General features: G+C 60.3%; 22 protein-coding genes and 3 pseudogenes. 11 read left to right on the top strand and 14 right to left on the bottom strand.

Translation table 11 applies throughout. The annotated features are described in order from the left end of the window. Nucleotides 1-350: 350 nt before the first annotated feature. On the bottom strand, nucleotides 351-743 hold the full coding sequence (locus tag J8I87_RS21195) for a hypothetical protein (RefSeq protein ID WP_209933802.1): 393 nt from the start codon (nucleotides 741-743) through the stop codon (nucleotides 351-353). Between the two features lie 256 nt (nucleotides 744-999). Here J8I87_RS21195 and J8I87_RS21190 point away from each other — a divergent pair, with 256 nt between their 5' ends. Continuing rightward, nucleotides 1,000-1,188, top strand: a complete 189-nt coding sequence (locus J8I87_RS21190; RefSeq protein WP_313065353.1) for a heavy-metal-associated domain-containing protein — start codon at nucleotides 1,000-1,002, stop codon at nucleotides 1,186-1,188. A 262-nt stretch (nucleotides 1,189-1,450) separates the two neighbouring features. After that, nucleotides 1,451-1,801, top strand: coding sequence for a DUF305 domain-containing protein (locus tag J8I87_RS21185; RefSeq protein WP_245254065.1), 351 nt, complete (start codon nucleotides 1,451-1,453; stop codon nucleotides 1,799-1,801). A 142-nt stretch (nucleotides 1,802-1,943) separates the two neighbouring features. On the opposite strand, the gene J8I87_RS21180 is transcribed toward J8I87_RS21185, so the two are convergent. The 4 genes from J8I87_RS21180 to J8I87_RS46345 form a co-directional block, all read right to left on the bottom strand. Next, on the bottom strand, nucleotides 1,944-2,783 hold the full coding sequence (locus J8I87_RS21180; RefSeq protein ID WP_245254056.1) for a phosphatase PAP2 family protein: 840 nt from the start codon (nucleotides 2,781-2,783) through the stop codon (nucleotides 1,944-1,946). 89 nt (nucleotides 2,784-2,872) lie between these two features. After that, nucleotides 2,873-5,128: a copper-translocating P-type ATPase gene (locus tag J8I87_RS21175; protein ID WP_209933800.1), complete on the bottom strand. Its 2,256-nt coding sequence runs from the start codon at nucleotides 5,126-5,128 to the stop codon at nucleotides 2,873-2,875. A gap of 20 nt (nucleotides 5,129-5,148) precedes the next feature. After that, nucleotides 5,149-5,805 carry a methyltransferase family protein gene (locus J8I87_RS21170; RefSeq protein WP_209933799.1) on the bottom strand — a complete coding sequence of 219 codons (657 nt, stop codon included), beginning with the start codon at nucleotides 5,803-5,805 and terminating at the stop codon, nucleotides 5,149-5,151. Continuing rightward, nucleotides 5,789-6,262 carry a DUF2933 domain-containing protein gene (locus tag J8I87_RS46345; protein WP_409518783.1) on the bottom strand — a complete coding sequence of 158 codons (474 nt, stop codon included), beginning with the start codon at nucleotides 6,260-6,262 and terminating at the stop codon, nucleotides 5,789-5,791. The genes J8I87_RS21170 and J8I87_RS46345 overlap by 17 nt, the downstream gene beginning before the upstream one ends. Nucleotides 6,263-6,769: 507 nt before the next feature. On the opposite strand from J8I87_RS46345, the pseudogene J8I87_RS46340 reads away from it, so the two are divergent. Then, nucleotides 6,770-6,918, top strand: a pseudogene (locus J8I87_RS46340) (EamA family transporter); the annotation flags it as partial. An 81-nt stretch (nucleotides 6,919-6,999) separates the two neighbouring features. Here the strand turns inward: J8I87_RS46340 and J8I87_RS21155 are convergent. The 8 genes and pseudogenes from J8I87_RS21155 to hyfB all read right to left on the bottom strand — a co-directional run. Beyond that, a pseudogene (locus J8I87_RS21155) lies at nucleotides 7,000-7,467 on the bottom strand (IS21 family transposase); the annotation flags it as partial. 411 nt (nucleotides 7,468-7,878) lie between these two features. Continuing rightward, nucleotides 7,879-8,436, bottom strand: coding sequence for a hypothetical protein (locus J8I87_RS21150; RefSeq protein WP_209933796.1), 558 nt, complete (start codon nucleotides 8,434-8,436; stop codon nucleotides 7,879-7,881). Nucleotides 8,437-8,888: 452 nt separating this feature from the next. Further along, the gene (locus J8I87_RS21145; protein WP_209933795.1) at nucleotides 8,889-9,431 is read right to left on the bottom strand and encodes an NADH-quinone oxidoreductase subunit B family protein; all 543 of its coding nucleotides are present in this window, start codon (nucleotides 9,429-9,431) and stop codon (nucleotides 8,889-8,891) included. Next, nucleotides 9,431-10,993, bottom strand: coding sequence for an NADH-quinone oxidoreductase subunit C (locus tag J8I87_RS21140; RefSeq protein ID WP_209933794.1), 1,563 nt, complete (start codon nucleotides 10,991-10,993; stop codon nucleotides 9,431-9,433). The genes J8I87_RS21145 and J8I87_RS21140 overlap by 1 nt, the downstream gene beginning before the upstream one ends. A gap of 3 nt (nucleotides 10,994-10,996) precedes the next feature. Next, nucleotides 10,997-12,457: a hydrogenase 4 subunit F gene (locus tag J8I87_RS21135; RefSeq protein WP_209933793.1), complete on the bottom strand. Its 1,461-nt coding sequence runs from the start codon at nucleotides 12,455-12,457 to the stop codon at nucleotides 10,997-10,999. After that, the gene (locus tag J8I87_RS21130; protein WP_209933791.1) at nucleotides 12,450-13,118 is read right to left on the bottom strand and encodes a formate hydrogenlyase; all 669 of its coding nucleotides are present in this window, start codon (nucleotides 13,116-13,118) and stop codon (nucleotides 12,450-12,452) included. Before J8I87_RS21130 ends, J8I87_RS21135 begins: the two co-directional genes overlap by 8 nt. Continuing rightward, nucleotides 13,119-14,069, bottom strand: coding sequence for a respiratory chain complex I subunit 1 family protein (locus J8I87_RS21125; RefSeq protein WP_209933790.1), 951 nt, complete (start codon nucleotides 14,067-14,069; stop codon nucleotides 13,119-13,121). It abuts the gene before it with no gap. Next, nucleotides 14,066-16,075: a hydrogenase 4 subunit B gene (hyfB, locus tag J8I87_RS21120; protein WP_209933789.1), complete on the bottom strand. Its 2,010-nt coding sequence runs from the start codon at nucleotides 16,073-16,075 to the stop codon at nucleotides 14,066-14,068. Before hyfB ends, J8I87_RS21125 begins: the two co-directional genes overlap by 4 nt. A 451-nt stretch (nucleotides 16,076-16,526) precedes the next feature. Here hyfB and J8I87_RS21115 point away from each other — a divergent pair, with 451 nt between their 5' ends. The 7 genes from J8I87_RS21115 (at nucleotide 16,527) to J8I87_RS21085 (ending at nucleotide 21,163) form a co-directional block, all read left to right on the top strand. After that, on the top strand, nucleotides 16,527-17,297 hold the full coding sequence (locus J8I87_RS21115) for a YoaK family protein (protein ID WP_209933902.1): 771 nt from the start codon (nucleotides 16,527-16,529) through the stop codon (nucleotides 17,295-17,297). A gap of 175 nt (nucleotides 17,298-17,472) precedes the next feature. Further along, nucleotides 17,473-17,919 carry a hypothetical protein gene (locus J8I87_RS21110; protein WP_209933788.1) on the top strand — a complete coding sequence of 149 codons (447 nt, stop codon included), beginning with the start codon at nucleotides 17,473-17,475 and terminating at the stop codon, nucleotides 17,917-17,919. A gap of 55 nt (nucleotides 17,920-17,974) precedes the next feature. Continuing rightward, the gene (locus tag J8I87_RS21105; protein WP_313065347.1) at nucleotides 17,975-18,268 is read left to right on the top strand and encodes an HPr family phosphocarrier protein; all 294 of its coding nucleotides are present in this window, start codon (nucleotides 17,975-17,977) and stop codon (nucleotides 18,266-18,268) included. Continuing rightward, nucleotides 18,265-19,083 carry a spermidine synthase gene (locus J8I87_RS21100; protein ID WP_409518784.1) on the top strand — a complete coding sequence of 273 codons (819 nt, stop codon included), beginning with the start codon at nucleotides 18,265-18,267 and terminating at the stop codon, nucleotides 19,081-19,083. The genes J8I87_RS21105 and J8I87_RS21100 overlap by 4 nt, the downstream gene beginning before the upstream one ends. A 56-nt stretch (nucleotides 19,084-19,139) precedes the next feature. Further along, nucleotides 19,140-19,367 (top strand): hypothetical protein, encoded by a 228-nt coding sequence (locus J8I87_RS21095; RefSeq protein ID WP_209933785.1) that lies wholly within the window; start codon nucleotides 19,140-19,142, stop codon nucleotides 19,365-19,367. Between the two features lie 152 nt (nucleotides 19,368-19,519). Further along, nucleotides 19,520-19,708 (top strand): ribbon-helix-helix protein, CopG family, encoded by a 189-nt coding sequence (locus tag J8I87_RS21090; protein WP_209933784.1) that lies wholly within the window; start codon nucleotides 19,520-19,522, stop codon nucleotides 19,706-19,708. Nucleotides 19,709-20,842: 1,134 nt separating this feature from the next. Next, nucleotides 20,843-21,163 carry a hypothetical protein gene (locus J8I87_RS21085; protein WP_209933781.1) on the top strand — a complete coding sequence of 107 codons (321 nt, stop codon included), beginning with the start codon at nucleotides 20,843-20,845 and terminating at the stop codon, nucleotides 21,161-21,163. Here J8I87_RS21085 and J8I87_RS21080 read toward each other — a convergent pair. After that, on the bottom strand, nucleotides 21,114-21,443 hold the full coding sequence (locus J8I87_RS21080) for a hypothetical protein (protein ID WP_245254063.1): 330 nt from the start codon (nucleotides 21,441-21,443) through the stop codon (nucleotides 21,114-21,116). The genes J8I87_RS21085 and J8I87_RS21080 overlap by 50 nt on opposite strands. A 348-nt stretch (nucleotides 21,444-21,791) precedes the next feature. Between J8I87_RS21080 and J8I87_RS21075 the strand changes: the two are divergent. Next, nucleotides 21,792-22,099 (top strand): annotated as a pseudogene (locus tag J8I87_RS21075) (hypothetical protein); the annotation flags it as partial.

Genomic DNA, 22,099 nt, shown 5'->3' with positions numbered 1-22,099 from the left:
CTCTTCCCCTCTTGTTGGGAACCGGCTTGCTGACTGTGTTTCGTTCCGGTCTTGCCTTGGCCCGGCGCGACAGCGCGATTTAGCTGTTGCCAGCCGGGTGTTTCCCCGTCCTGCCAGGACTTGTAACCGTCAAACGCAGACTGCACAGTGACAGCCGGAACCGATGCCCCGGCATCTGTCGGGTCGGGCACAGCAGTCGTGGCGTGCGCGAGCAACGGCAACACTGCACCCGCGCCGATAAGCGCCGCAGATATTGTTCGCATGAATTTTTCTCGTCGTGAACCATCCGGAGGCCATGACGGGCTCCAGAAAGACTTTCCGGTCGCAGCCAGCGGCCGCGATTGCGTGGATTAGACGAGAATGGACCGGGGAGGACGTTCGATGCCGCCGGTCAGGAACAAGGCGACGCCGGCGTCTGCAGGCAGGGGGACAGAGAAATGGGTCAGGTCAGCCGCAGCGGAACCCGCAGACACGGCGGGTAGCGCTGCACCGACACAGCAGGATGCGCAGGTGAGGCACGCGTGAGCGTGGTGGCCGCCGTTATGGTCATGGCCATCGTGGTCATCAACGTCCGCGACGACCTCGTCTTCGTCCATCGACCCAGATTGGCCGAGCTGGTGAGTGACAGATTCGTCACCGGCCGCTTCCGAAGGAGCACAAACCATCGAGACGGCCGCAAACGACTGAACCGGAAGGCTCAGTGCAAGCAACACGACGAGAAAGAGTTTGCGCCAATAGGACATGGGTGCAAAGTCTAGCACGGTGTCAAGGCCACTGTAAGCGCGCGAACGTGTCAGTGTGTAACGGTAAAGAGGTGGAGTTGCGGTAGTTTCACTCGCGCGCGTGAGGTTGGCGGGCCAGATGAATCGATCTTTGCGAAGGCATCCACGGCGTTGCGATGTTGGACCGGCAATTTCGCCCCCGTTGACCTTCCCACCATGGGAAGGTGCATTCTGTAGAGGTTGCCAGTTACAAGGAGCCGGAAAAACGGAATTCAACGTGCCCGACATGTCATGCGGCGGATGTGCCAGCGCCGTAAGCAGGGCGATAACAAACCTGGACCCGGCTGCCAAAGTCGAAATTGATGTCGCGGCAAAAACGGGGAAGGTCGGGTCAGCGCTGAAGCAGGGGCAGATTGCCTCTGCAATTGAGGCGGCCGGTATCCATCCGACGGCAACCACGTCTTAAGCGCGGGGAGATGGTGGCATGCGGACTGTATTAGCAGCGCTGGTTTTCGTGTTGACGGTTCAGGCACCCGCGTGGGCGGAAAACGTCATCGTTCTGAATTCAGCCTGACAACAGTCCCTGATTTATAGGACCGCAAGTCAGAGAGGTCGTGATTTGCATTCACAGTGCACTGGGTCAAGCCCTGTCGCAACAACATTGAAACAAGGAGGTGAACATGCAAACGAGAATCCCAAATTGTTCGTTGGCCGTCTGCGCTGCATTGATGTTCGGTCTCACGACTGGCCTCGCAAGTGCCCAGCAAGGCGCGTCCATGCCGGGCATGGATATGAGCAGCGCTTCTGACGCCGGAGCATCTGGCTCAACGTCGGCATTTAAGGCCGCAGACCAGAAAATGATGCAGCAGATGCAGGCGCCGTCCTATACCGGTGATGCCGACAAGGACTTCGTCACGCACATGATTCCCCATCATCAGGGCGCTATCGACATGGCCGAGGTTGAACTCAAGTACGGTAAGGACCCTGAGATGAAAAAGCTGGCACGAAGTATCGTGAAAGCGCAGAAAGAAGAAATTGCCTTGATGCGGCAATGGCAGGCCAAACACGGCAGCAAGTAGGCAACCTGCCCGGAGGCAGACTGGGGCCCGCTTATCAGCATGTAGTCCGGTTCAAGGGGGACGCTGCTCATCCGCATGACACCCTTCCGGTGCTGCGGCACGCTTCGAAGTGAGCGGAGCATTCGAATGGCGATACCCTTTGCTACATGGCATAGTGGATAAAGTCAAAGCTGTGACGCAAGTAAATGTGCACCACGGCGTTCGCTAGAAAAGTGGAAAGCGCGACGACCCACAGTGCGGTGGAGCCCTGCCTGTCGCGGTCACGGAGATGATGGGTGACTGACAGAAACGCAATCCAGGCGGTACCGACACTGAGGCCCGCCAGGACGTCAGAAAACCAATGGACACCAAGGTATATGCGGGAAAAAGAAATCAACGCTATTACCAAGCCGCTTGTCATCGCAATCCTGAGTTGCACCTGCCTCTGTCTGCCTCGGCACACGAGGTAAGTGAGGAAGCCATAAACGACGATACTCAATGTGGCGTGGCTGCTGGGGAAGTAAAAACTCTCAATGCCATCGTAGATGGATACTGGCCGTAACCGCTGAACGGCGAATTTGAGGGTTTTGACGAATATCTCCGCCGTCACCACAGCCGCAATCCAATAGCCTGCGGTGCGCCATTCGCGCCGAAACAGCAGCACAACAAGCACGGCCAGAGACACGGGTAGCGTAACGGCCGCATCGCCAAGCTCCGAAGCGGCCACCATAATGTGGTCTACAAAAGGAAAGCGAAGTCTCTGCAGTCCGTCGTGAAGCACCCGGTCGACGGTGACCAAGGGGTCCTTGCTGATGATGTCTTCGAGGATTCCGAGAAACAGCCAGAGACCGCCAAGGACCAGAACAATGGCCAACAACAACTTCGGAAAGCCGGTGCGGCGAAGGACAAATCGCCAACCCGGTCGGTCGCTGTCGTCAGCTTCGGGCTCCATGTGGGAAGACCGTCGCAGCAATTTGCCGAACAGAATGCTCAGCAGCTCCATCGGAAACCCTCGAATCGGCAAAGAATTGGATAGACAGGCGCACTGCTAGCACCTGGCTCGCAACTCCGCGCCCCGTCCTGGATAGCGATTCACGTCCGAATTCCTCGCAGCCGCAGTGCGTTCCCGATGACAGACACTGAACTCAGCGCCATCGCCGCACTGGCGATAATCGGGCTCAGGAGAATACCGAGCCACGGATAGAGGACCCCTGCCGCAATGGGGATGCCGATGGCGTTATAGGCGAACGCAAAGAACAGGTTCTGGCGGATGTTCTTCATCGTCGCCATGCTTAGCGAGCGAGCCCGCGCGATGCCCCGAAGGTCACCTTTCACGAGCACGACGCGAGCGCTGTTCATTGCGACGTCAGTGCCCGTCCCCATCGCGATGCCCACATTGGCCTGAGCGAGCGCGGGGGCATCGTTCACGCCGTCGCCTGCCATGGCCACGACGCACCCCGACTTTTGCAGTTCCTGGACGTGCATGTATTTGTCTTCTGGCAGAACACCCGCCTTGACGTCATCGAGGGCCAGCGACGCGGCGACCGCGCGAGCCGTGACCTCATTGTCACCCGTCAGCATCACAATCCGTACACCGGTTTCCTTCAACTGCCGCACGGCCTCCGGTGTCGTGCCTTTAACAGGGTCAGCAACGCCGATATAGCCTGCCAGCGAGCCGTCAATCGCGAGATACATGACGGTTTGCCCGGCCTCGCGCAGGCGGTCCGTGTCGCGCTCCACGGAGCCACAATCAACGCCCAGGTCCGCCATCAACCGGGCGTTACCCAGGGAGGCCGCATGTCCACCGATTTTTCCTGTTACCCCTTTGCCCGGCACGGAGTCAAAGGTGTCGACGTGTGAGGTCGCGGCTCCCGCTTCTTTCGCGAATGTCGTGATTGCCTGCGCGAGCGGGTGCTCGCTTGCGCCTTCCAGGCTGGCGGCATAGCCGAGAATCTGCGACTCCTTTGCAGGTCTGACCGCGACCACATTCTGAACGCGCGGTCTTCCCTCTGTCAGCGTACCCGTCTTGTCGACGACGACGGTGTCCACCTTCTCCATCAGCTCGAGAGCTTCCGCATCCTTGATGAGCACGCCCTCTTGGGCACCCCGGCCAACACCAACGATGATAGACACGGGCGTGGCGAGCCCGAGTGCACAGGGACACGCAATGATGAGCACGCTAATGGCGACGACCAGAGCGTTTGCGAGCGCAGGAGTAGGTCCTGCAACAGCCCACACCAGAAACGCAGCGACTGCGATGCCAATGACCGCCAGCACAAACCAGCCCGACACCTGGTCGGCGAGCTTCTGGATAGGTGCACGCGAACGGCCTGCGTCCGCGACCATTTGCACGATGCGTGCGAGCAGCGTGTCGGAGCCGACCTTCTCCGCGCGCATCAGGAACGTTCCAGTCTGGTTGACCGTTGCACCCGTCACCTTGCTCCCTGCAACCTTTTCCGAAGGAATGGATTCGCCCGTGATCATCGATTCATCGACGCTCGAGCGACCTTCCGTTACTTCACCGTCTACGGGAATCTTTGAACCGGGTTTGACGCGCAAGATGTCGCCCACGACGACAGCTTCGAGAGGCACAGTATCCTCCACCCCATTGGGCGCGATGCGAACCGCCGTGTGCGGGGCGAGTTTCAGCAGGTCACGTATCGCGCTTGACGTGCGCGAGCGCGCGCGAAGTTCGAGTACCTGCCCAAGCAGAACGAGGGTCACGATGACGGCAGCGGCCTCGAAATATAAGGGCAGCTCCTGCCCGTGGCGGAATGCCTGAGGTAAGGCATCAGGGAAAAACAGTGCGAACACACTGAACACATACGCAGCCGCGACTCCCAGCGCGATGAGGCTGAACATGTTCAGTCGCCGGGTCGCGAACGATTTCCATCCGCGCTCAAGAAAAGGCCAGCCGCCCAACAATACGACGGGTGTGGCAAGCAACGCCTGTACGCATTGGGACCACGATGCCGTCATCCAGTGCGGGACACTTGAGAAAAGCCCATCGGTTGCCGAATCGATGTCGAACGGCAGAACCATCTTGCCCATTGTCATCATCAACAGCGGAATCGACAGAACAAGCCCAACCCAGAATCGCCGTGTCATCGACTCCAGTTCGATGTTTCGCTCCTGCGTCCCGGCCGGAAGCACCGGCTCAAGCGCCATACCGCAGATGGGACAGGAGCCGGGGGCAGTTGCACGTACTTGTGGATGCATTGGGCACGTGTAGATAACGCCGGTATCCGGCGCAGGGACGTCCGCCACGTCCGCGGCCCCGTGTTTGTGGTTGATGCCCCCGCTCGCCCGTTGCGAGTCCCCGTGAACATGCGTATGTGATGAGGCCATCGTGTGCGTCCCGACTCAGCTTAATGAACCTTGACCGTGCCGTCCCCGTGCAGTCGTGGAATAAAGCGCGGCGTGTGTGATGCGTACTCTCGCCAGGCGTCCCCGAAGCGCGCTTCCGAGTCGCGTTCTTCCTGTATTGCGAGCCTGAAGTACATGAACACCAGTATCGGAAACATCAGCAGCGTGACAAGCGTCGGCCATTGCAGCAAGAAGCCAAACATGATGACGACAAACGCAACGTATTGCGGATGCCGGATTTTTGCGTATGCACCCGTTGTAGCGAGCTGTCCGGCGCGCTGTGCCTCGTACAGAACGTGCCACGCGGTCGACAGCAAATAGAATCCGCCGAAAATAAAAACAATGCTCAAAATGTGCGGAAGCGCGAAATGCGGGTCGCCGTGTCGGCCCGTCATCGTCCACCAGATGTGTCCCGAGTCGTGTGAGAACAGATTGGTTTGCGGAAAGCGTGTCTGTAACCATCCCGATAAGAGATAGATGGTGAGCGGAAACCCGTACATCTCCGCGAAGAGCGCGACGACAAACGCAGAAAATCCGCCGAACGTGCGCCAGTCGCGTCCGGTTGCCGGCTTGAAGAAGCTGAAGGCGAAGATGATGAAGACCAGCGAGTTGATGACGACCAGACTCCAGAGTCCGTAACCGTTACCGATGCTGCTCATGGTCGCCTCCGTGTTCCGATGAACGTTCTTCATTCGCTGGGCTGCGATTGCCATGCCCGTGCCCATGCCCACGTCCGTGATGCATGAAAAGATGCATCAGCGGGCACGAAAGCAGCAAAAGATACGGCAGCACGCCAAGGAAATGCGCTCTGTGCTCGGAAAAGAGCAGGAACAACGCGATAGCCGCGAACACCAGCAGCGCTATCGCCGACCGCGACTTCCAGAAGGGGCGCGAGCCGTGCGTGATTTCGTCCATGGCCAACTCCGGTTGAAGGTTGAACCTGCGTGCCTGCATCTGCTTCGTCTGCTGATCGCATTCGCCTCTTTCAATGTATCGCCGTGCAGGTCGCATTCGTTGATTTAGCTCAAGCGGATTTTCTGGCTGAGACGACCTCTCAGAAGGCACCGACACGGCGCATCGCCAGGCGACGCCCTTGAAGGGCTTGACGTAGGTCAAGCCACGGCGTGGCCGCCAACTTGGGATGTCTTGCAGCCTCGCCCTCGTGATCCGATCGCGACAGACGCGTACTCACGGTAGTCGGCTGGCGCCGCACCATGCTGAAGCGATCTCCGGACAAAATAAGGAGGCCGCCGGGCCACGAAATAGCCGGATGTCGCCGGGTTCACCTCGGCGGCATTCCTCGCCTTCGATAACGTGTTGCAAGGATTCTGTTCCTGTCGAACTCGTTGAAATGAGTGACCGGAAAGCGAGAGCCGAAAGACCATGCGGGGCGGTCAGGCGAAATACGGGAGGAACGCCGTCCTCGAAAACCGAGAGGATCAGTTGGCCGGATTTCGTGAGAATGGGCCTGGTATCGGCGTCGTAGTCGTGATGATCGTGATCGTCATGGCTGTGACCGTGTTGATGTCCGTGGCCGTGACCATGCCCATGACTGTGACGTTGGTGATCGCCATTCAGCAGCCACGCGCTGGCGATATTGACCCGCTGTCTGCTGGAACGCTTATGAACGCTCGTATGAACGCCGCCTTTACCGCGCTGCTTGCCGCCGCGCTGTTTGCGCAACCACGCCACTCGCCAAGATCGTCCTTGGGACGCTGTCGCCCCTTCACCGTGGCGGGACTTTTTTTACCTCGGCAGCGGCATCGGTCTCGCACTGACACTGCTGATTCAACATGTCCGCCGTAGCGCGCGGGAGAGAAAGGACGAAGGCCGGATCATCCCAGATGGCCGAAGTGGTCGACCTTGTTTGATCCTGCCGTCACTCGCAGTTCGGCCATGTCGGTAAAGTCGGACAGGCCGCGTGCGCAGGGCTCATGCAGCTGCGGGAAGAAGACTTCCTTCGGTGGGCCGGACCTCGCCCTCCCTCCAGTGCCGCACGCGTCGCTCGAGTGTGCGGCGTGTGCTGTCGGGATACTCCCCGGGATGATCGCCCTGCAGCTTGCGCAGGATCGTGACCGCCTGAAGTTGCGGCGCGTTCTCGAGCATCGGAACGACTTCATTATCCCAGACGTCGGCGAAGGGATCGGGACGGGAGCGCCAGTAACGACGCGGTTTCTGTGATGGCAGTACGGTATCCCGTTCTATGCGCCGGGCGCTGCGGACACTGATGCCGCCTTGGCGGCGGCGATCTCCTGCGAGTGATGTTTGCGTTTGGACATGTAGAGGCGAACCTGTTGGTCGGTAATGCGGGTTCCAGACATGTAGCTGATCGCTTTCTTATTCGATCAGCCATCGTAGAGCCCAGCCGACTCGGCGCCGTCGGCGGGGAGAACTCTACGGCGGCTACGCCGCCTCCGACTTTTCCCCGCCGGCCAAAACCTGCCCCGCTACATCGGCCAAAATGATTGGCGGCCTCCAACGGCCACAGCCCGGGTTCCGCAAGCCAACCCTGTTGATCCGGTGGGCGGCCGGAATGCCCGATGCACACGAGCATTGCATGTGAATCCCAGCTGACGGTCACGACGATCCGCGGCGCCCGCTCGCCCGCTCGCGGATCTCGCTCTGGCAGTACGTATCGGATCAGGCGGGGCATCGTTCGGCAAGCGTCTTCTGCGCGAACGCCGTCCAAAAAGCGCCTCCCGGAGCTGATTGTTCGAATCTGGCTGGATTCTTTATTCCGGCGACGAGTCGACGCTGTTTTCCGGTCCTGACTGCTCTTCTTCCGGAAACGGCCCGACGCTCTCCGCGGGCGGCGGCGGGATGCTCTTGACCGCGACGGGAGGCTCAACGTTCTGCACGGCGGCCGGCCGGGTGCTCCGGACCGCGATGGGCGCCTCAACGACTGGCGCAGGCATAGTGTGCCGGTCGGTGGTGAGGCCCGTGCCGACGTTCGAAGTCGTGGTGTTTGCACTCTTGAGGACGCCGCGCGTATCGAACAGGAACACGGCTGCCGACGAACGCGTGTCGGCACCACCCACCAGCGACCCGATAAACGGAATATAACTCTCGGGGTGCGGCCTCGACGTCACGTACGTGTAGACGAGCAGCATCGATCCGTCGTCCAGCGCGGTCTGCACTGATGCCGGCCCAAGCGCGGCTGTCACTTCCTGAAGCGTCGTCACGCCACGCCTGAAGGTCGCCATCTGTTCAGGCCTCACTTCGACTCCGGCGGACATGCAGCCGGCAAGCAGCACCCCGCTCAGCAGCCCCGGTATCAGTCCACGTTTCATGTTGCCCCCACCCCGTATCCCTAATTCTAGGACGTCGTTGTGCGGCCGCTGAAAGGGCATAGTCTGGTGGAAACCCTCATCAGGGATCCGGCCGAAGTGCAGAGCGCCTTTCGCCTGACTATTCCAGAGTATCTGCAGCAGGCTCGCATGCTGGTGCCGATGCCGAGGTGGCGTACACCTTGTGCCGGAGCGCACGATCCGCCTTTTTTCCCTTCGTTGGGACGGCTGCGCCTGACGTCTTCATCGCGGGTGCGGCCGGGGCGCTGGCTGCAGTACCGTCCTGCACCCAGGAGTTCATCGACAGCGCAACGATAGATGCGCCGACAGCGAGCGTGTGTGGTGAGATTGTTTTCAGGAAAGTCTCCTCCGGCAAGCGTGACAAGTTGCGGCCATGTCTCGCGCACCGGTGCCTTGCATGCTGCTTAATGGTCCAATTCTTGTCCCCCAAACAGTCATGGCGCTAACGCTCCGCGTTTCGCACGCAGTGCCGTGAGGATGCCTCGTAACAGGTCGATCGGAGGTGGCGGACAGCCAGGAACGGTGACGTCTACCTGAAGCATCTTCGACAGTGGACCGCAGGCGGCGTAGCTATCCCTGAAGACACCGCCCGTGCAGGCACAGTCGCCCGCAGCGACCACGAGCTTTGGATGGGGTGTGGCCTCCCAGGCCCGCCGCACGGCTTCCCTCATGTTCAGTGCGAGCGGACCGGTCACCAGCAACATGTCGGCATGACGGGGGCTCGCAACGAACCTGACACCGAGACCTTCGATGTTGTAGTACGGGTTGTTCAGTGCGTGGATTTCAAGTTCGCACCCGTTGCAGGAGCCGGCATCGATCTGCCTGATGCACAAGGCACGGCCGAGCACCTCGAGAATCTCCTGCTGGACCTGCTCATGCTGGACCTGCTCATGCTCGGTCCGCCATTCGTCGCTGACGGCCGGGGGCGGCTCTGTCGGAATATCGGTCAACGCAATGCGTTTGAGAAGTTGCCACATTACAGGTCGTGTCCGGCGTAGTTCAGATTGAACGACTTGTTGATCAGCGGAAAATCAGGAACGATATTGCCGATGATCGCATGCTCCAGCGCAGGCCAGATTTGCCACGAGGGATCGTGGCAGTGGCACCGTGTGATGGTCCCGTTCTCGCCAGTCTCAAGCGCAACGAATACATCTCCACGCCAGCCTTCGATCCAACCGACGCCGCACGATGGCGGAAGACTGGTTTCAACTGGCGTGACAATCTCGCCGCCGGGCAGACCGCCAATGAACTCGCGAATCAGTCTGAGTGATTCGTAGACTTCGTTGAAACGTACAGCAACGCGTGCCGCCACATCACCCCGGTCATCGCAGATTATTTGCGGCCGGACCTCGTGATACGGCGCGTACGGGTGATTGACGCGTACGTCGATGGCCAGGCCGCTCGCCCGCGCCGCCATGCCGCACACACTGAAGTGCGTCGCGACGCTCTCCGTCAGCTTGCCTGCACCCGTAAAGCGGTCCTGCAGTCCGGACTGTTCCTCATAGATACGCTGCATCGTCCGGACCTCTGCTTCGATCCGGTCGCACTGACTCTCGACATTCCCGATGAATTCCGCAGTCAGATCGCGCGCGACGCCTCCGGGCACCATCTGATCCATCGACAGCCTGTGTCCGAACACCTTGCCGTTCAGACGCAGCCAGTCTTCCTTCAAGCGGGAAAACTGCGCGAGACCATACGCAAATCCGGCATCGTTGCCGAGCGCACCCAGATCACCCAGGTGATTAGCAACGCGCTCACGCTCGAGCAATACTGCCCGCAGCCACTGTGCGCGAGGCGGAACAAAGACGTTCAACGCGCGTTCGACCGCCATGCAGTACGCCCATGAGAACGCCACCGTCGTGTCACCTGCAATTCGTCCCGCCAAACGATGACCCTGCAGCAACGGCGTCTGCTCGAACAGACGCTCGATACCGCGATGCGTATAACCAAGCCGCTCCTCCAGCCGGAGTACCTTCTCGCCGACAACCGAGAACCGGAAATGCCCCGGCTCAATGATGCCCGCATGGATCGGTCCCACCGCGATTTCATGAACACCGTCGCCGGCGACCTGCACGAACGGGTAGTCCTCTTCGTGCGATTCGAAGCGCTCGTTTCCAGACGACAGTTTCTGCAGCGGAAAATAGTCGGCCGGCCAGTTGCCGTGATTCAGCCATGGTCGCGCGTCTTCGGCGCCCGTCGCGCGAACTCCGAGCAGATCGTAGACAGCCCGCTGCATGCGCGATGCACATGGAAAAATCGCCGACAGGTCCGGATAGCACGCTTCGTCTTCCTTTGTGCCGGTAACGGGCAGTTGCACCCATAGCAGGCCATCCTCCAGTGCATAGGCCGCTGATGCAACGAATCTGCCCGATCCCCCTTCCGAGCACCACAGCGAGATCAGTCGACCGCCCTTCTCGCGTATCGTGCCGGCGATGTGGACCCAGGCCGCCGCATCGACTCGCGCGAGAAACGTGGTGGCCTTGCCCGTGAACAATGACAGCTGCACCACATCGGCGAGTCCAAGTTCGTTGATCTTCATGGGTTACCCGACGATCATTGCCGCTGCCTGCCGGTACCACGTGGCAAGGTACGGCGGAATGTAAAGCCCCAGCATCAGACCGAGGCCCAGATGGACGAAGACAGGAAGCAGCGCTGGCGAATGTTCGAGCGCTGTCGCCGTCGTCTCGCCGAAAACCATGTGCTGCACGCGCGCGAAAATGATCCCGAAAGCCACGGCAAGCGCCAGCAGCAGGAACGGCGTTGCCCACGGCAATTCGCTGATTGCAGTCGTCAAGATCAGGAACTCGCTCGCGAAGACGCCGAACGGCGGCATACCGAGGATTGCGAGTGTCCCAAGCATCATGCCCCATCCAACGGTCGGGCTCACGCGCAACAGCCCGCGAATGTCGTCGATCATCTGCGTGCGGGCTTTCTGCGCAGCATGCCCGACGGCGAAGAAGATGGCCGACTTCACGAGCGAATGAACGGTCATGTGCAGCAGACCTGCGAACGTTGCAATGGGTCCGCCGAGTCCAAACGCGAATGTCATCAAACCCATGTGCTCGATCGACGAATACGAGAACAGACGCTTGACGTCCTTCTGGCGCAACAGGGAAAAGGTTGCGACCAGCACCGACACCAGTCCGAACCCGACCAGCAGCCGCCCCGGCAGACCGTTCTGCAGTGCCCCATCGGCCAGCACCTTGCAGCGGAGCACCGCATACAGCGCCACGTTCAGCAGCAGACCCGAGAGCACGGCGGAAATGGGCGTAGGTCCTTCGGCGTGTGCGTCCGGCAACCAGTTGTGCATCGGCACAAGGCCGACCTTCGTGCCGTAGCCGATCAGCAGGAACACAAACGCGAGCGACATGATGGTGGGATCGAGCTGGCCCTTGACGGCACTCAGGCTGCTCCAGAGCAGCGCATCGCCGCCGCTGAGCTGCCGGCTCGCCGCGAGATAAAGGAGGATCGTGCCAAAGAGCGCCTGTGCAATGCCAACGCCGCACAGAATGAAGTATTTCCAGGCCGCTTCGAGACTGGCCGCCGTGCGATAGACGCTCACCAGCAGCACCGTCGCGAGCGTCGCGGCTTCCATCGCGACCCACAGGATGCCGACGTTGTTGGCGAGCAGCGCCACCAGCATCGCGAACACGAACAGCTGGTACATGCTGTGGTAAAGCCGCATGCGCGCCGCCGTCATCTTGCCGCGACCCTGTTCGATTCGCATGTACGGCTTCGAAAACACCGAGGTCGTCCAGCCGACGAACGCCGTGAGTGCAACGAGAAAGACATTGAGCGGATCGACGAAAAAGAGCTTGCCGAGCGCAAAAGCCGGCCCATGCGCCACCGCCTGCGCGGCGACACACGTCGCCGCGGCGAAAGTCAGAAAGCTGAACCCGACATTGAGGTTCGGCGCCAGGCGGTGCTGCCCGACCAGCGCCAGGCACCCGCCACCGATGAGCGGAATCCCAAACACCACCAGCAGAGCCCAGGTCTCAGTCATCTTTGAGTTTTTCCAGGTGGTGGATGTCCAGGCTGTCGAACTGCTCGCGAATCTGAAACATAAAGACGCCGAGGATCAGGATGCCGACCAGCACGTCGAGTCCGATACCCAGTTCGACGATCATCGGCATACCGTTCGTCGCGGCCGCAGCCGCGAAGAAAAGCCCGTTTTCCATCGACAGGAAACCGATGACCTGCGGTACCGCCTTTGAACGCGTGATCATCATCATGAACGACAGCAGGACACAGGCGAGCGCGATGCCGAGGGTGCCACGCGCAACCGAAGACGCAAGCTGGCTGATTGGCGCCGCCAGATTGAACGCCACGATGACGAGTACGATCCCGATCAGCAGGGTCGTCGGTATGTTGAGCAGCGTCTCGACGTCTGTTTTCACATTGAGGCGCTGCACCAGCCTGTAGAGAATCCACGGGATCAGGCCGACCTTGAGCACCAGGGTCAGTATCCCCGACACGTAAAGATGGACGTCCTGCGTGACGAACCCCAGCACGAGGTTGGCCGCGACGAGCGCGATACCTTGCACTGTGTAGAGGTGAATCAGTGACAAGATCCGGCGCTGGCTGAGCATTGCAAACGACACCATCAGCAGGACGGCGGCCAGAAGGTTGATGATCTGCGTGGCGAGACCGTGAAGACCGTGCATTCACGCCCCCAGCAGAAAATGGACAAGCATGCCGATGACGGCGAGCAGGAAGGCTGTGGCGAGAAACTCCGGCACCCGGAAAATGCGCATCTTCGCGTTGGTTGTCTCCACCACGGCGAGCAGCGCCCCGCCCACGACGAGCTTGACGAGCAGCACCGGTATTGCGAGCAGCAGCGCGACGGGATTGCCCGCTTGCGCAATGCCCCACGGCACGAACAGCGCCAGCCCGATGCACGAATAGGCGAACAGCTTGAGGCTCGCCGCCCATTCCAGCAGCGCAAGATGCCGGCCGGAGTACTCCAGGATCAGCGCCTCGTGGATCATCGTCAGTTCGAGATGCGTGGTCGGGTTATCGACGGGCAGACGTGCGTTCTCCGCGAGCGACACCATGGTGAACGCGATGCCCGCGAATGCGAGGCTCGGATAGATCGCGAGCTCCCGGTGGCTCAGCGTCTCGACGATTCGCGTCAGCAGCGTGGACTGCGTGATAAGCGACGCGGAAAACAGCACCATCAGCAGGGCCGGTTCGGCAAGAAAGCCGACCAGCATCTCCCGCCGTGCGCCAAGCGTACCGAACGCGGTGCCGACATCCATCGCAGCCAGCGAGATTGCAACGCGCGCCAACGCGAAAAGCCCCACGAGTGCAATGGCATCGGCGGCAGGCGACAGCGGCAGATCGGTCGACAAGGTCGGCACGATGGCGCTCGCGAGCGTCATGCAGGCCCAGATCACATACGGGGCGCCGCGAAACACGGGACTCGCGTGATGCGCGACGACCGACTCCTTGTTGAATAGCTTGTGAAGCGTCCGGTACGGTTGCCAGATGGAAGGCGCGCGACGGTTCTGAAGCCAGGCGCGACACATGTTGATCCAGCCGGTCAGCAGCGGAGCGGCTGCGAGAGCCAGCAGGATTTCGAGCGTCTGGGAAACGAATCCGGAGAATGTGATCATCGCCTCACCAGCATCAGGAGAACAATGAGCACGAGGAAGCTGTACATCAGATAGATGGCGATGCGCCCCGTCTGGAGCATCCCGGCCAGCGCCGCAACATGCCTGACACCGCGTTCGATCGGCTCGTAAATCATTCTCCATGCGCGGTCCGTCACCGCGACGCGATATGCCGGACGCGCATCGAATGGCGAAGGAAGCTGCCGTTCAATCCGGAACAACGGCGCAAAGATTTCGCGAATCGGCTGCCCGAACCCTTCGGCCGTGTCCTGCATGCGCGCGGTCACGAACGGATGGCCGCACGCCCATGGAATCGCACGGCGCAACCGGCCGTGATACAGGCGGCGTACGAGAATCCATGCAAGCGCACAGCAACCCAGCAAAAACAGCAGAAAGACAACCGGCATGTAGCTCGCGCGCCCGATATTTGTGGGCGCTAGCAGCAACCAGCCATTCCGGGCGACCGCCCGCCCAATGCCCGCACCGACCAGTGCCTGCGTCACACGGTCGAGCACGGCCACGAACTGCACCGGCAGCAAGCCGAGCAGCACGCAGATTGCTGTCAGCCACACAAACCCGACGCGTTCCCAGAGACTTGCGTCGCGAGCGTTGCTGAGCTTCGCCTCGCGTGGTTGCCCGAGAAAGATGATGCCGAAGAACTTGACCATCGTGTAGCCAGCGAGCGCGGCGACCAGCGCGATCAGCGCCGCGACCAGCGGAACGATCATGTTCAGGAACGGGTCCGGCAGCCCCGGTGTGAACAGGAAGCTCTGCAGCAGGAGCCATTCGGACACGAACCCGCTCAATGGAGGCAGGCCCGCACTCGATAGCGCGCCCAGCAACGCAGCCCATGCGGCCCACGGCATAAAGCGGATGAGTCCGCCGAGGCGACCGAGGTTACGTTCGCCCGTTGCATGCAGCACGGAACCCGTCGTGATGAATAACAGGCTCTTGAATGCCGCATGGCTTGCGATCTGGTAGAGCAACGCGGTCAGCGACAACGCGGCGAGCGCTGGCATGTCAAACGCCCGGAACAGGATAGCCAGGCCCATGCTGACGAACATCAGACCGATGTTGTCGATCGACGAGTAGGCAAGCAGCCGCTTCATGTCGCTCTGGATCGCGCTGAAGACGACGCCGAACAACGCGGTGAAAAGGCCGAGCGCCAGCATTACGACGCCCCACCACGCGATCTGCACGTGCAACAGGTCAAATACCGTGCGCAGCACGCCGTAGAGCCCCGCCTTCAACACAAAGCCGCTCATCAGCGCCGACACCGGCGATGGAGCGGCCGGGTGCGCCTCGGGTAGCCACACATGCAACGGGAAGATACCCGCCTTCGCGCCAAAGCCGAACAGCGCCAGCACGAATGCAACGGATGCCCAGAACACATCCAGGTGCTGCTGCCGCATGCCCGCAAACGTGTAGTCCCCCGTGTTCGCCTGCAGCAGGCCGAAACACAGCAGCAGGCCGAGTGCGCCGACGTGCGAAATCAGGAAGTACAGGTAACCTGCGCTGCGGATTTCGGGAATCCGATGGTTGCTCATGACGAGGAACGTTGCCGCGAGCGTCATGGTTTCCCATGCAACCATGAAGCAGTAAGCATCGTTTGCCACGAGTACGAGTGCAAGGCCTGCCAGGCACACGTGATATTCGAAGCACAGTAAACCGGGCGGTGTGCCTTCGCCTTTGCGGAAATAGCCGGCGGAAAATGCGCTGACGCCAACGCTCACCATGCCAAGCACGGCAAGAAAGTAGGCCGACAGGCCATCGAGCCTCACATGAAACGGCAGCCCGGGCAACCCCAGTGGCAAGACCGCCTCCTGAGGAGCGGAGAACACGCCGGCAATACCCAGTACGCACAGCAGGCCCCCGAACAGCGCTCCCGCCGGGAAGAGCCCATGCGCGACCACGCGTGTGCGACGCAGACTGGCAAGCCCTAGTACCCCAATGGCGAGCCACCCGGCAATCACGAGCAGCACCACCTCGAGAAAGGGGAAGGAAGTCATCGTGAGCGGCACTTTTTGATGTGCCTATCGCTAGTCGGCCATGACGACGGCTTGGGATCTGCTAGCGATCTCAGCCGCAAGCCCCCCGGCGCGCAAGGACTCGAAGCGCTTTCCAGGCCTGCCCTTCGATTGAAGGAACTGCGCGTGTGCCGCAAATCCGCACTGCATTGGATGTCTCCACTGGATCTCGGGCCTGAAATACGTAGCCCGCGTCAGGAACATTCGGTTATCAGTTCATGATAATGGCGTTATCATCCTAGCAGCTTTGTCCGCAGGATTCCATACGCTGGCGATGACCCTGCACCCGGTCCATACGGGTGCCGCCCGTTTTCGCCCTCTGCTCAGCTGCACCCCGGTCTTTCTGAGCCGAGGCCAGCTCAAAATCCGATGCCGGGAAATTGTGTTCCCGATGGCCACGCGCATCCGGCGCGGTGACAGGAGTCGATTTCGCATGCCCGCACAATTTTTTCGAACCTTGACCGGACGGGACCGAAGCATGGAGGCGAACAGGCGCCTCGGGTTTTCACTCGCATTCGTGGCCGGCGCAGCCAACGCCGGCGGTTATCTGGCGGTCAGGCAGTACACCTCGCACATGAGTGGTGTGATCTCTTCTATCGCCGATGAGGCGGTACTCGGCGACGCCGCACTCGTGCTCGCAGGCATCGGATCACTCATTTCATTTCTGCTGGGGGCGGCATGTTCGGCCGTGCTGGTGAACTGGGGGCGGCGGCAGCGCCTGCATAGCCAATATGCTTCCCCACTTTTGCTCGAAGCCGCTTTGCTTCTGTGCTTCGGGTTGGTCGGCAGTCATCTGGCGCTGCGGGACACTTTTTTCGTTCCGGCCACCGTCATGCTGCTGTGCTTCATCATGGGTCTTCAGAACGCGATGATCACCAAGCTCTCCGGCGCGGAAATCCGCACCACGCATATGACAGGCATCGTCACGGACATCGGCATCGAACTCGGCAAACTCGTCTACTGGAATGCATCGAAGGACGATCCGGCGACTCAGCCCGTGCTCGCCAACCGGATGCGGTTGAAAGTGCACGCAGGCATGCTTGCGGGCTTCTTCGCGGGCGGGTTGACTGGAGCGCTGGGCTTCAAGCATGCCGGCTACACCGCGACCATCCCGTTGGCAGGTGTCCTCACAGCGCTCGCGATCATGCCGCTGCTGGACGACCTGCGCGAGCGGACATGGGCATCGGCTCGCAAGCCTGAATAAGCGGCGCGATCGTCTGGCCGGACACTGCAAACGCACACATGCCATGATAATGTTATTATCATCGCACCCGACTCACAACTGACGGAAGCTGCTGACGTGCACCTTCCTGCGGCGGCCCATCAGCCCGCACCGCAGGCAGGCGGAGTGCGCATGACGGCCCGGCAAGGAATTCAAGGTGATTGACCCGACCGCCTCCCTGTTGTCTTACGACCATTCATGTCGTCTTCTGCGGGATGTCATGGGCGATCGCGGCGTGATCGTGGTCGGTGTCGGTACGGCTGGGGAACGCGGATTTCAGATGCTGTACCGGTTTTCGGAGATGTGTGACCGGCTCGAAGCCCAAGGTATCAGTGTCATCTTCGTTTATCCGAAGGCGTCGGCACGTCACGTTTTCGACGCCATGTCGATACGCGGCGTCCGATATCGGGGAAAGACGTGTCTGTTCCTCGACGGCGACGGGCGGTTCTTTCGCAGGCCGCTAGAGCCCCGAGCATTGCGCGCCGTCTACCTTGACGCCAGCATGCGCGTCGAGGGAACCGCCAACGTAACGTTGGACAGTGGCGCATGGGACGAACAGTTGCGCGATTTCCTCGCGGACATCGTCGGACGGCATCTGCATTGAATCCATGCGGAACAGTCTGCGCCGGAGCGACAGACAGGCAAAAAGGAGAAACAAGGTGGTCGACGTGGTGACCCGGGTTAAAAACCGCCAAGGACTCGATGCACAGGAGTCAGCGAGGATTTCGCACGCAGCCTCCACGTTTTCCAGCGACATCGTCTGTGTGGCAAATGGCCGCGCAGTCAATGGCAAGGATGTCATGTCGGTCATGGCGCTTCGTGCCAGACAGGACACGCCCGTCAGACTCCTGGCGACGGGACGGGATGAGTGCGTCGCGGTGCAGGTACTTTCTGATGTGCTATGCACATCCGAGAGCGGATCGACATGGAACGCGCCGTCATACATCCAATGATGGAAGCACCCGGCCTCAACAGCAATCGTGGAAACTGGCGCAGACAGGCACACCGCCGCCCTGCGCGACCGCTGCTTGTGCACAGCGAAGGCCTCATCGCGCTGCAGTTCGACACAACGGGCGTGCAAAGTTGTATGTTTGCGCATGACCCGTACGCACTGGCTTTGGGTTATACGCGCACGATGATGGGCTTTGTACTATTCCAGCCCGAACCGCGCCGCATTTCGATCATCGGCCTGGGTGGCGGTTCGCTTCCGAAGTATTGCTATCGCTATCTGCCGGATACCGCCATCACGGCCGTCGAAATCAATCCGGAAGTGGTCGCGCTGCGCTCGCGATTCCAGATACCGCCAGACGATGAGCGGTTCGAGGTGATCTGTGCAGATGGTGCGCACTATGTGAATTCCTCCGAGCACCGTCCCGACGTCCTTCTCGTTGATGGATTCAATGCAGACGGCATGGCTCCGGAACTGAGCAGTAGAGCGTTCTACACGGCGTGTCGTCGCCAGTTGGCTGATAGCGGCCTGCTTGTCGCCAATCTGATGATCAGCGATCCGGGGTTCCGCCGCAGCCTGCGCTCCATCAGGGATGCGTTCAACGACGCAGTCGTTCTGGCGCCAGCGGAAGACAGTCCCGACAACGTCATCGCCTTCGCCTGGAAAGGACGTAACGCTGGTCTGTCAATGGACGAATTGTTTGCGCGGGCACGCGCGCTTGAAATCGTCCACCCTTTAAGTTTGCAGCAAACGGCAATCCGGATTCAGTACGGCAAAAGTCTTGACTGGGACGATCTGGCAACCGACGCGAGAACCTGAACAAAGGACTCACCCCGCGTCTGCGAACGCGAGCCGCATCATTACAAGGAGGAGATATGACCGAACCTACTGAAGTCCAACCTGCCACATTGAGCCATGCTGCGATCTGGGCGCTTGAGCGCCTGTCCCAGCCGCGCTACGGCCGCGATACACCGGCGTTGAGCTGGTCTGTGACGCACGAACTGATTCGTGCGGGCTTCGTTTCCGTCTCAGAGAACGGTCGGGGAGCCACGTCGCTTACCCAGGCGGGACGCGATTTCCTCCTTGACCGGACGCAAACCTGACGCTGCTGGCACGCCTGGGAGGCAGCCAAGACCGCCATCTGGCGCACCAATCGGCCTATCGATAAGGCAGGAGAACATCGATTACTGTGGCAGAAGCGAACAATCCATTATAATTTGATTAACATGTTCCAATCTTCTCTGCTGCCGCTGCCATGGAAACGAAAAGTGCCCGCCTCACAGTCCTGATAGACCCTGTAAAAAAGGAAGCGTTTGAGAAACTCTGCGCCGCGCAGGATCTGACGCCGTCCCAAGTGGTACGACAGCTTATCAGGGACTACCTCGAACAGCATGGCGTGACCTGGAAGACGAGGAGCACGGTAGGCTCACGTACGCGGCGTTGACGTCCTCCCTTTCCTCAGCCTTCGGCTGCCGCGCCCGTTGAAAACGCGCACGATGGTCGCTGTTGCAGCGCTTTCGTTCGTCGCCATCTTCTTTCTCGCGATACCGTTTCCCGCGATCATCATTGCGGCCGCAGCGATCGGTCTGATCGGCAGCGCCACAGGAAAATTCACGGGCTGCGGCCGGCCACGGAAAGGCGGGACATGACGACGGCTCGTTACCCTTGGTCGATCACTATCACTGGCTCGCGCCGGGCGAAATGCTCGCGGGTCTTGGCATGGCAGAGACAACGCCTGGACCGCTTATCGATTCGCGCGTCAATGAGGTGGCGAAGTCCCTCATCTCCCCATTAGGGCGAAGGGGCGCTAATCAGGCTGTCCAAATGTCGAATCATCCTCGCGGCACATCGATCATTTTGAATGTCATATAGGGCATCTAGTTGCGGCGCACTGCTGTGTCGATTACTTCCAACATCGGACGGCTGCACCGTGAACAAAAACCAACTTAGACGCAACTCAGAACAGCATTCGGCTTCCTTCAAATCCACAAAATTCCCTTTTTTGTGCGCGGCGACAAATCCGCACTGGCGAACGGGCCGAAGCGCGTCTCCCATCTCACGGAGGTCATGCAAGCAAAAGCGTAAAGACGATTCAGCCAGCTCACGGCCCAGCACCGCAATGCAGGCAGTGCGTGATGCTTCGTCCTCGCGCTCGCTGAGAGCGAAGGCAAGCGCCACTCTCCAAGCGATGCACTAAAATAAAGGCCATCCGATGTACACAGATAGTGCTGCGCGAGAGGGAGCGGTGGTATCAGCGCGGCCCCGGGAAGTGGCAGCGGCGAAGTGGCAGGCTCTCGTTGCGGCGTGCTCTGGGCCATCGCCGAAATACGTGTTCGAGGTTTGCGTGTGACAGGCAGACAGCGACAACGCGATTAGCAACAGACATTTGGAAAGCTTCACTTCATGTGTGCTTCCTTTTCGCGCGTCGGGACTGTCATTGACGTCCTGCCCTTCGGCTTCCGGTCTAACCTGTTCGACGGCCGAAGTTGAATATCTGCAGCCTGCAGCCTATAAATCTTCTTGTACGCGTCATTTCACGCGGCCAAGGCAGGCTTTCGAAAGTGGATAGAGGTTCAGCGTGGCAGACATCAGACTTGATCGTTTCATCGACGTTCGGGGTGCCCGCGTGGACCCGAAACTATATGTCGTATTGACAACATCCGACATATTCGCAACCGGTAGCTGGGCACAAACGGTTGCTACCCTCCAGGGCTTTCCAGGTTCTGGCAACTGGACATTGAACTACTCCGACGACCCCGGCGTCCTCGTGCAAGACGCAGCAGGCACCAACATCTGCACGCTGCTATTCCTGACACCCAGATCCACCGACAAGCATGGAGACGTGCTCATCACGGCCGGCAACCTGCCCTACTCCGCGGCGAGGTGGCACATCCAGTAAATGGCTCACGGCCGCGAACCGTCTTCTCCCGAACGGACGGCGCGTAATCAGCGGATAGCCAGCCGGCTACCCCTCGATTCATGCTCGCCCCGCCGGGTTGTGCGGCAGCGGCAGCGCCAGCGCTCGCAGCACAGAGTGTTGTAGCAGCCGGTGTTGCCTCAAAAACGAAAGCAGCATCTCGGCGCATCGCGGACACGGCCTCGATAACAGACGGCTCCGTGTAATCCCGCCCGACGAACGCTTTCAGGGTGAACCGGTTGGAAACCACGTAATAGCCCATTGCGACCAGGGTAACGTAGAAATCCAGCGCTTCTACATCGGCCCGCATTGCCCGGCAGCTGCCCCACGCGCCAACGTTGCGCTCAACAAGCTTATCAGCGGCGAAATGGCCTCTCGAAGTTTCGGAGAGCGCTCCAGATATTGCCCTTCGTGCAGAAAGCTTCGGTGAGCTGCAGTATGCGCGGCTCCCGCCGTCGATTTCCATGGGCGCTAGCCGTGCCCCGCGATGGCATTCTGCTGGGACGCTGAAAAACGGACACGCAATCACAGGTCTGGCACCCGCCTTGCTGACACAAGCTTGTTGTAAGAGAGCGCGTCGTACACGGGTCGCGCAGCAAGGGAGCACTTCATGAAACGGCATGATGCAGCGTCGTACGCACGTAGCGCCGTTGCGGTGGTGGCGCTGTCCACAGCCTTGTCGGGTTGCTACTACTACGTGCCCTACGGCTACGTCCCCTACGATGCGGTGCCGACGGAGGCGACGCAGCCCTATCCGTTCAAGATGCCTGAGGAAGCCACATCCGGCACGGTGTCAGACTCGACGGCGTCGAACACCTATGTCGCTACCGCCGCGCCCGTCTGTCAGCGTCGGATAAATACTCCCCACTTTCGTCGAAGTAATTTTCCCCAGTTGTCGCTGGTGTTGCGTAGCGCGGC

The sequence above is a fragment of the Paraburkholderia sp. LEh10 genome (genome assembly GCF_017814945.1).
In the GTDB taxonomy this organism is placed as follows: Bacteria; Pseudomonadota; Gammaproteobacteria; order Burkholderiales; family Burkholderiaceae; genus Paraburkholderia.
The sequence above is the reverse complement of the archived record's forward strand: the minus strand, read 5'-3'. Positions and strand labels throughout refer to the sequence as shown.

Coding starts and splice junctions, on each gene's coding strand:
- J8I87_RS21180 (WP_245254056.1), bottom strand. CDS start 2,783: ATGGAGCTGCTGAGCATTCTGTTCGGCAAATTGCTGCGACGGTCTTCC.
- J8I87_RS21195 (WP_209933802.1), bottom strand. CDS start 743: ATGTCCTATTGGCGCAAACTCTTTCTCGTCGTGTTGCTTGCACTGAGC.
- J8I87_RS21125 (WP_209933790.1), bottom strand. CDS start 14,069: ATGATCACATTCTCCGGATTCGTTTCCCAGACGCTCGAAATCCTGCTG.
- J8I87_RS21175 (WP_209933800.1), bottom strand. CDS start 5,128: ATGGCCTCATCACATACGCATGTTCACGGGGACTCGCAACGGGCGAGC.
- J8I87_RS21095 (WP_209933785.1), top strand. CDS start 19,140: ATGACCGAACCTACTGAAGTCCAACCTGCCACATTGAGCCATGCTGCG.
- J8I87_RS21115 (WP_209933902.1), top strand. CDS start 16,527: ATGCCCGCACAATTTTTTCGAACCTTGACCGGACGGGACCGAAGCATG.
- J8I87_RS21150 (WP_209933796.1), bottom strand. CDS start 8,436: ATGAAACGTGGACTGATACCGGGGCTGCTGAGCGGGGTGCTGCTTGCC.
- J8I87_RS21140 (WP_209933794.1), bottom strand. CDS start 10,993: ATGAAGATCAACGAACTTGGACTCGCCGATGTGGTGCAGCTGTCATTG.
- J8I87_RS21090 (WP_209933784.1), top strand. CDS start 19,520: ATGGAAACGAAAAGTGCCCGCCTCACAGTCCTGATAGACCCTGTAAAA.
- J8I87_RS21080 (WP_245254063.1), bottom strand. CDS start 21,443: ATGGGCTATTACGTGGTTTCCAACCGGTTCACCCTGAAAGCGTTCGTC.
- J8I87_RS21130 (WP_209933791.1), bottom strand. CDS start 13,118: ATGCACGGTCTTCACGGTCTCGCCACGCAGATCATCAACCTTCTGGCC.
- J8I87_RS21145 (WP_209933795.1), bottom strand. CDS start 9,431: ATGTGGCAACTTCTCAAACGCATTGCGTTGACCGATATTCCGACAGAG.
- hyfB (WP_209933789.1), bottom strand. CDS start 16,075: ATGACTTCCTTCCCCTTTCTCGAGGTGGTGCTGCTCGTGATTGCCGGG.
- J8I87_RS21100 (WP_409518784.1), top strand. CDS start 18,265: ATGATGGAAGCACCCGGCCTCAACAGCAATCGTGGAAACTGGCGCAGA.
- J8I87_RS21135 (WP_209933793.1), bottom strand. CDS start 12,457: ATGACTGAGACCTGGGCTCTGCTGGTGGTGTTTGGGATTCCGCTCATC.
- J8I87_RS21170 (WP_209933799.1), bottom strand. CDS start 5,805: ATGAGCAGCATCGGTAACGGTTACGGACTCTGGAGTCTGGTCGTCATC.
- J8I87_RS21185 (WP_245254065.1), top strand. CDS start 1,451: ATGTTCGGTCTCACGACTGGCCTCGCAAGTGCCCAGCAAGGCGCGTCC.